This is a genomic window from Actinosynnema sp. NPDC023658 (assembly GCF_040639995.1).
Lineage (GTDB): Bacteria > Actinomycetota > Actinomycetes > Mycobacteriales > Pseudonocardiaceae > Actinosynnema.
This window is the reverse complement of record NZ_JBFAAX010000261.1, coordinates 1-8,006: the sequence shown is the minus strand read 5'-3', so window position 1 is coordinate 8,006 and position 8,006 is coordinate 1. Positions and strand designations below refer to the sequence as shown.

General features: G+C 74.3%; 7 protein-coding genes. 5 read left to right on the top strand and 2 right to left on the bottom strand.

Annotated elements, in window-relative coordinates:
* Both AB0G02_RS23025 and AB0G02_RS23020 read left to right on the top strand, forming a co-directional pair.
* Positions 1-2,695, top strand: a 2,695-nt coding sequence (locus AB0G02_RS23025; RefSeq protein WP_360797529.1) for a DEAD/DEAH box helicase, incomplete at its 5' end; no start/stop codon positions are given.
* Between the two features lie 234 nt (positions 2,696-2,929).
* A complete protein-coding gene (locus tag AB0G02_RS23020; protein ID WP_360797528.1) occupies positions 2,930-3,532 on the top strand; it encodes an acetoacetate decarboxylase family protein in 603 nt (200 codons plus the stop codon).
* Positions 3,533-3,582: 50 nt separating this feature from the next.
* On the opposite strand, the gene AB0G02_RS23015 is transcribed toward AB0G02_RS23020, so the two are convergent.
* Positions 3,583-4,788: a cysteine desulfurase-like protein gene (locus AB0G02_RS23015; protein ID WP_360797527.1), complete on the bottom strand. Its 1,206-nt coding sequence runs from the start codon at positions 4,786-4,788 to the stop codon at positions 3,583-3,585.
* A gap of 168 nt (positions 4,789-4,956) precedes the next feature.
* Between AB0G02_RS23015 and AB0G02_RS23010 the strand changes: the two genes are divergently transcribed.
* A complete protein-coding gene (locus AB0G02_RS23010; protein ID WP_360797526.1) occupies positions 4,957-6,549 on the top strand; it encodes a beta-1,3-glucanase family protein in 1,593 nt (530 codons plus the stop codon).
* A gap of 129 nt (positions 6,550-6,678) precedes the next feature.
* Here AB0G02_RS23010 and AB0G02_RS23005 read toward each other — a convergent pair whose 3' ends face one another.
* A complete protein-coding gene (locus AB0G02_RS23005; protein ID WP_360797525.1) occupies positions 6,679-7,326 on the bottom strand; it encodes an alpha/beta family hydrolase in 648 nt (215 codons plus the stop codon).
* 110 nt (positions 7,327-7,436) lie between these two features.
* On the opposite strand from AB0G02_RS23005, the gene AB0G02_RS23000 reads away from it, so the two are divergent.
* Positions 7,437-7,673, top strand: coding sequence for a hypothetical protein (locus AB0G02_RS23000; protein WP_360797524.1), 237 nt, complete (start codon positions 7,437-7,439; stop codon positions 7,671-7,673).
* A gap of 61 nt (positions 7,674-7,734) precedes the next feature.
* The coding region (locus AB0G02_RS22995; protein WP_360797523.1) for a hypothetical protein at positions 7,735-8,006 on the top strand (272 nt) is incomplete at its 3' end.

The window sequence follows — 8,006 nt, the reverse complement described above, 5'->3', positions numbered from 1 at the left end:
GCCGGCGTTGGCGGCGCTCGAGTCGCGTCCCGGGTGGTGGTGCAAGGCGGTCGACCCGGCGATGGACGTGCCGCCCGTGCCGCCCGGCGTGGACGCGCGGGTCGTGCTGCCCGACCGGCCCGAGTTCGACGGGTTGCGGGCGCGGCTGGGTGACGCCGGAGTGCCGTTCCGGGCCGTGCGGCACTGGTTGGAGCAGGAGGAGGTGTCCGCGACGTCGGCCACCGCCTGGCTGTCCGACGTCGGCGGGGTGGTGCCGGAGCGGTGCGAGTCGGTGGGCGGTGACGGGGCGCGGGCGGCCCGGTTGGCCTTCGGGATGTTGTGGGACCTGCACGAACCGGTCGACCCGGGCGACGTGCCCGACCCCGTGCCGGTGCGGCGGCACGTGCCGGACGACTGGGCGCGGTTCCTGCCGTTCCCCGTGCTCAACCCCGCGCAGGCCCAGGCCGCGCCGCACCTGGTGGACGGTGACTCCCACCTGTTGATCACGGCTCCGACCGGTGCGGGCAAGACGGCGATGGGCATGCTGGCCGTGCTGAAGGCGATCCTGCACGAGGGGCGCAAGGCCGCCTGGCTCGTCCCGCAGCGCTCGCTCACCGACGAGCTGGACCGCGAGCTGGAGACGTGGCGCACCGAGGGCCTGCGCGTCGAACGCCTGTCCGGCGAGTACGCGGTCGACGTGGAAGCGGTCAAGGCGGCCGACCTCTGGGTCGCCACCACGGAGAAGTTCGAGGCGATCTGCCGGGCCAGTTCGCTCCAGGCGGCCCTCGGTGAGGTCGGTTGCCTGGTGGTGGACGAGATCCACCTGCTCGGCAGCCCCGGCCGCGGCGCGTTGCTGGAAGCGCTGCTGGCCCGCGTGCGCGGCACGGACTCGCCGGTCCGGATCGTCGGGCTCTCCGCGACGGTGTCCAACGCCGCCGAGGTGGCCGAGTGGCTCGAAGCGGACCTGGTGGCGACGACCTGGCGACCGTCCCGGGTGACGTGGCAGCTGCCGACGATCCCGGCCGCGTCCGGCTTCACCGCGAACAACCGCCTGCGCGAGCAGGTCGTGCTCGACCTGACCCACCGGCACACCGCGGAGGGCGGCAGCGTGCTGGTGTTCTGCGGCTCGAAGCGCAACGTGCGCTCCACCGCGATGGCGATCGCCGCCGACCGGGGCGCACCCGTGCACACCGTGGCCGCCGACGACGTCGACGGCTTGACGAAGGCCTGCGCGGAGGTCGGCGTCCGCCTGCACTACGCCGACTACGAGCACAAGCACGCCGCTGAACGGGCGTTCCGCGCACGGGAGGCGGACGTCCTGGTCGCCACGTCCACCGTCGCCGCCGGCGTGAACCTGCCCGCGCGGGCCGTGATCGTGCGGGACGTGTCGATCGGCGGCGAACCCATCGACACCTCGACCGTGCTGCAGATGTTCGGCCGGGCCGGGCGCATCGGCGCCGGTGAGACCGAGGGCTGGTCGTACCTGGTGGTCGACGAGACGCAGCGCGCCGACTGGCAGACCAGGCTGGTCGCCGGGTACTCGGTCTACTCGCGGATCCGCGACTCGCTGCCCGACCACGTCCTGGCCGAGGTGCTGCAGGGGCGGATCGGCACGATGGACGACGCGCAGGCGTGGTGGGTCGAGACGCTGGCGCACGCGCAGGGGGACGACGACTTGGAGCCGGTGCAGGAGGCCGTGTCGTTCCTCGTGGACGAGGGGCACCTGACGTCGAACGACGGCCGGTTGGCGATCACCGAGCTGGGCAGGCTGACGGCCCGGATGATGGTGTCGACCCACACCGGGCACCGGTTGCGCCGCACGCTCGGCCTGCTGCCGGTGCCGCACGACCCGGACGAGGCGGAGAACGCGCTGAGCCTGGTGCTGTCGGTCGCGGTGCGGGACCTGGCGGGCATCCCGGTGCCGGAGCCGGTGCGGCCCGCGGTGGCCACGGTGATCAAGGCGGGCGGCAAGACGTCGCAGATCACCAACACGACGTCGGTCAAGGGCCTGGGTTCGCAGACGACGACCGCGCCCGGCGACCTGGCGTGGGCGGCGCTGCTGCTGGCCGCGCGGTCGCCGCACCTGTTCGGCGGCGGCAAGGCCCGCGGGCGCCGGGTGGCCGGGGGCATCCCGATGGCCACCCTGCACCCGGTGTACGAGCAGGCGCCGAGGTTCCTGGCGTGGCTGGCCGCGCAGGGCGTGCTGGGCACCGTGCACCCGTGGATCGCCGTGGTGGCCGCCGACCTGGACCACCGGGTCCGCTGGCGGGCTTTGGCACCGGGCCGCGGCGCGGGCCGGTTGCTGTGGATGTGCGAGGAGATGGCGACCCGCGCCCACCTGCGGGAGGTCGTGCCGGACCTGTGGCGCTCGGCGGTAGCCCGGGGTGTCCGCGCGCCGGACTGGTCACCGGGGCGGTCGCCGGCGGGGTGCGTCCTCGACCACGCCGGCTACACCGCATTGCTGCGCGAGCGCACGACGAACTACGCCCTGGCCGCCCACACCGACACCGCGACGGTCACCGGCGGCACGGGCGCGACCCTCCCCTCCCCGGTGGCCGACGACGACGAGCCGACCGCGACCGGGGTCGCCGTGTTCACCAGGCGCGGCGACTACCGCGCCACCGGCTGGCTCGACGCCTACACGAGCCTCGACACCGGCCCGACCACCGACGCCCCGCCACCACCGACCCGCGCCCGTCGCGGCCTGGGCCGGTGACTACCGGCCGTCATTCGAACGAGCCGTGGTCCGGCCCTGGCACGGACGTGCCGGGCAGTCGCCTGCCGCAGCCGCCGATCTCCAACGGCGGATCCCCACCAGCCGGTCCGGTCGACCGGCGGCGCACGGCACGGGCGACCCAAACGCGCGATCGGTGGCAGGGTGGCGGGTGGTGGTCGATCCGACGATGGTGAGCGTGTCCGGCGCGTTCGGCGGCCGGGGTGAGGGGCCTCGATGGTGGACTTCCCGCCGGAACCGTGGGTGCTGCACGGTCGGGCTTGCGTGTCCGCGTGGCTGGTCCCGGCGACCGCGCTGCCACCGCTGCCGGTGCGCCCGGTGACGGTGGCCGGGCGGGCGCTGGTCGGCACGGCGTTCGTCGACTACCGGCCGCCCGGCCTGGCCTACCACGAGGTGCTGGCGGCGGTGCTGGTGCGGCGGGGGTTCCGGATCGGCGTGTCGATCGCCCGGATCTGGGTGGACAGCCCGGTCTCCCTGGCGGGCGGTCGTGCGCTGTGGGGCATCCCGAAGGAGGTGGCCGACTTCGAGTGGGGCGACGACCTGGCCGCGTCCGCCCGTGACTCGCAGGGTCCGATCGCCTCGGTCCGGGTCAGGGCGTCGAGGTTCGGCGTGCGGCTGCCGGTGGCGGTGTCGACGTGGCAGGCGTTCGGTGACGGCCTGGCCCGCACGCCACTGCGCGCGACCGGTCGGGTGAGCCCGGCGCGGGCCGCCTGGGACATCGCCCCCGACGGCCCGCTGGCCTGGCTGCTGCCCCACCGCCCGCTGCTCGGTGTCGCCGTCGACCGCCTGCGCATGAGGTTCGGCCCGCGCCACCGCTGACCGACCTGCGCCGACCCGACCGGCCCGCGCCGCGCCCGACCGGATGGCGGCTAGGCCGAGCGCAGGAACCCGGCCAGCCCGTCGAGCAACCGGGCCACCTCGGCGTCGGTCGAGTAGGGGGCCAGGCCGATCCGCAGCCCGCCGGTGTCGCCCAGCCCGAGCCACCGGGACGTCTCGATCGCGTAGAACGACCCCGCCGGCGCGTTCACGCCCAACCCGGCCAGGTACCGGTACGCGTCGGCCGCCGCGTGGTCCGCGAAGGTGACCAGCACGGTGGGCGTGCGCGACCGGGCGCGCGACCACACGACCGCACCCGGCAACGACTCCAGCCCCGCCTCCACCTGGCCGCACAACCGGTCCTCGTGCTCGCCCACGGCCGTCAGGGACGCCTCGATCCGGGCACGGCGGTCGCCCGTCGACTCGACCAGCCCGGCGATGAAGTCCACCGCGGCCGTGCAGCCGGCCAGCAGCTCGTAGGGCAGCGTGCCCAGCTCGAACCGCTCGGGCACCGCGTCCGACGACGGCAGCAGCTTCTCCGGCCGCAGCGGCGCGAGCACCTCCGGCCGCCCCGCGACCACACCGAGGTGCGGCCCGAAGAACTTGTACGGCGAGCACGCGAAGAAGTCCGCCCCCAACGCCTCCACGTCGACCGGGTGGTGCGCGGTGAGGTGCACACCGTCCACGTAGCACAGCGCGCCGCGCTCGTGCGCCAGGGCGGCGATCTCCGCCACCGGCGTGCGGGTGCCGATCAGGTTGGACGCCGCCGTGACGGCCACCAGCCGGGTGCGCTCGGACAGCACCTCGGCCACGTCCGCCGCGGTCAGCTCGCCGGTCGCCGGGTCGAACGCGGCCCACCGGACCACCGCGCCCACCGCCTCGGCCGCCTGCACCCACGGCCGCACGTTCGCGTCGTGGTCCAGCCTGGTCACCACCACCTCGTCACCGGGACGCCAGGTGCGGGCCAGGGTGCGGGCGAAGTCGTAGGTCAGCTGCGTCGTGCTGCGCCCGAACACCACGCCCTCCGGCGCCGCGCCGAGCAGGTCCGCCATCGCGCGCCGGGCGTCCTGCACGATCGCGTCGGCCGCGCGTTCGGCGGCGGTCACCACGCCCCGGTTGGCCAGGGACGAGGTCAGCGCGTCCCGCACCGCGTCCCCGACCGCGGCGGGCACCTGCGAGCCGCCCGGCCCGTCGAAGTGGGCGGTGCCGGTGGCGAGGGACGGGAAGCGGGCGCGGACGGACTCGACGTCGTAGGTCATGCCCCCACTCTGGTCGCCTCTCCACATCGGACTCCAGTCGTCCGCGTCACGATCCGGTCTTGACATTGGTCCAACCACTGCACAACGCTTGTGGAAGCGCTCTCACGGCCGCCCTGGAACCCGGCCGCGAGGACGCGTGACCCTGTCCTGCACCGAGGAGTCGCACCGATGCGCACCTTGACGAAGTGGCTGAGCGCCTTCGCCGCGCTGGCCACCTCCGCCTCACTGGCCGCCGCCACACCGGCCGCGGCCGTCGGGCCCGACCTGCTGCCGATCACCGTCACCAACAACAGCGGCCGCTCCGAGGCCGTCCACCTGTACGTCCTGGGCACCGACATCCGCCCCGGCGGCCGGCTCGGGTACGTCAACCAGGCGGGCGCCTTCACCCCGTGGTCGCCGGGCGCGAACCCGCCCGTGCCCGCGCCGGACGTGTCGATCCCGGGCCCGGCCAACGGCGGCAGCACCACCCTGCGCGTGCCGAGGTTCATCTCCGGCCGCGTCTACATGTCGTTCGGGGAGAAGTTGAAGTTCTTCCTCACGCCGGACGGCCTCGTGCAGCCCGCGCCGTGGTCACCGAGCGACCCGAACCGCGACATCCTGTTCGACTGGAGCGAGTTCACCTACAACGACGCGGGCCTGTGGCTGAACAGCTCCCAGGTGGACCAGTTCGCCGTGCCGCACGCGGTGTCGGTGACGGGCGCGAGCGGCGTGACGAAGAAGACCGGCGAGCTGGTCTCCAACGGCCGCGACAACGTGATCAACGGCCTGCGCGGCCAGGCCGGCTGGGCGAACACCGTCCGCACCCGGGCCGACGGCACGGTGGTGCGCGTGCTCGCGCCCGGCAAGGCGGCGGACGCGGGCCTGTTCGACCGCGCCTACCTCGACCCGTACATCACGCAGGCGTGGAACGCCTACACCACCAGGACGTTGACCGTGGTGCCGTTCACCGACCGGCCGGACATCCGCTACTTCGGCCGCACGTCGGGCACCACGATGAACTTCACCGACTCGTCGGGCCGGCAGGTGGCGTCGTTCGCCAAGCCGTCCACGGCGACCGTGTGGGGCGGGCACGGCGCCCTGGCCGCGCCCAACGACCAGGTCGTCGGCCCGATCGCCCGCACCCTGTGCGCCGCGCTGCACCGCTCCACGCTCGGCACGATCGACACGCAGCCCGGCGGCGGGCCCGCGGACTTCTACAAGGGCTCCATCACCAACCACTACTCGCGGCTGGTGCACCAGAACATGGTCGACGGCAGGGCGTACGGGTTCGCGTTCGACGACGTGCAGGCGCAGGAGTCGCTGGTGCACGACGGCGACCCCCGTTCGGCGGGCATCACCCTGACCCCGTTCGGCGCGGGCGGCCCTCCCCCGGCCGGGCCGGCGGGCAGCATCGTCAGCGCGTGGCACGGCAAGTGCGTCGACGTGCCGAACTGGAACTTCGCGGACGGCCAGCGCCTGATCGTGTGGGACTGCACGGGTGGCACGAACCAGAAGTGGGAGTCCACCGGCGGGACGCTGCGCACGCAGAACAACATGTGCATGGACGTGGCCTGGGGCTCGACCGCCAACGGGGCGGCGATCCAGGTGGCGACGTGCAGCGGCAACCCGGCGCAGCAGTTCGTGCTGACCGCGGCGGGCGACCTGGTCAACCCGCAGGCGAACAAGTGCGTCGACATCGCGGACTGGAACCCGGACAACGACGCGGTGCTCCAGCTGTGGGACTGCGGCGGCACGGCGAACCAGAAGTGGCGGCGCGGCTGAGGCCGTGACCGCGCCGGCCGGGCGCGGCGTGACGCGGACCCCCGCCCACACCGCGTCCGGTCGGCTCAAGTCCTCGCTCGCCACGAGCGGTCGTCCCACGGGCAGTCGCGTCGGCAGTGGCCGCGGGAATCACAGGTGGTCGCGGAACCACGAGCCCGCCAGCCAGGCCACCTCGTCCAGCGCGCCCGGCTCCTCGAACAGGTGCGTCGCGCCCTCGACCACCTCGATGCGCCACGACGCCACCAACCGCTCGGCCGCCGACCGGTTCAGGTCCAGCACCTGCTCGTCCCGGCCACCCACCACCAACAACGTCGGCGCGCGCACCCGCTCCAGCGCACGACCCGCGAGGTCCGGTCGACCGCCGCGCGACACCACCGCCTTGACCAGGTACGTCCCGGCCGCCGCCACCAGCGCCGCCGCCGCGCCCGTGCTGGCCCCGAACAGCCCGATCGGCAGCCCCCGCGTGACGCGGGCCCGCGACGCCCACTCCACCGACGCCGCCACCCGCTCCGCCAGCAGCCCGATGTCGAACCGCAGTTGTCCCGTGACGCGGTCCTCCCGCTCCTCGCGCTCGGTCAGCAGGTCCAGCAGCAGGGTCGCGTACCCGTCCCGGCGCAGCGCCTCGGCCACGGCCCGGTTGCGCCCGCTGTGCCGCGAGCTCCCCGAACCGTGCGCGAACACCACCACACCGGCCGGTTCGTCGGGAACACCGAGGTCGGCGTCCAGGTCGACGCCCCAGGCGTCGACCGACACCGCCGTCGTGCGGCTCCTCGTCATGCCTTTCGGGGTTCACCGGCGCGCACGCGGGCAAACAGACGGGATACCCCACGAGCGATGGGTAACCCACGGGTGTCCGACCCACAGGTGCCTACCCGGAAGGAGTCACCATGGCCGACGAGGGATCGCGAGCGGTGTCCGAGCAGCAGGAAGGACTGGACCGCGGCACGGCCGACCACCACCTGAGCACCGGGGACGCGACCGGCCCCCAGTACACCGACGACGACGGTGACCTCACCGACGACGAGCCGAGGGCCGTCGCGGACGAGGCCGGCCGGAGCTACCCCCTGGGCCCGGAGCAGGCGGCCATGCACATCGAGGACGAGGACGGTCGCCAGGACGAGTGACCTCTCCCCCGGTCAGGGGATCCTCGATCGGGCACCGGGTGGTCCGCCTAGCGTCCACCCGGTGCCTGAAAAGCCCGACACCGCCGTCACGCTCACGCACCGCGCGATCGCCCTGCGCACCGCGGACCCCGCCGGGGCTCGGGAACTGCTGGGCGTGGCGCTGGCCGAGGACGCCGACTACGAGCCCGCCTGGCGCTGGCTCGCGGAGCTCGTCACCGACGACGCCGAACGCCTGTTCTGCCTGGACCGGGCTTACGCGATCAAGGCGGACCGGGCCACCGACCGCGCCCGGCGCGCGCTGCGCGGTGTCCGGCCGAGAGCGCCCCACGAGGC

Bases quoted from the DNA above. Each gene is read 5' to 3' on its own strand.
- AB0G02_RS23015 (WP_360797527.1), bottom strand. From the start codon at position 4,788: ATGACCTACGACGTCGAGTCCGTCCGCGCCCGCTTCCCGTCCCTCGCC.
- AB0G02_RS23020 (WP_360797528.1), top strand. From the start codon at position 2,930: ATGGTGGACTTCCCGCCGGAACCGTGGGTGCTGCACGGTCGGGCTTGC.
- AB0G02_RS23000 (WP_360797524.1), top strand. From the start codon at position 7,437: ATGGCCGACGAGGGATCGCGAGCGGTGTCCGAGCAGCAGGAAGGACTG.
- AB0G02_RS23010 (WP_360797526.1), top strand. From the start codon at position 4,957: ATGCGCACCTTGACGAAGTGGCTGAGCGCCTTCGCCGCGCTGGCCACC.
- AB0G02_RS23005 (WP_360797525.1), bottom strand. From the start codon at position 7,326: ATGACGAGGAGCCGCACGACGGCGGTGTCGGTCGACGCCTGGGGCGTC.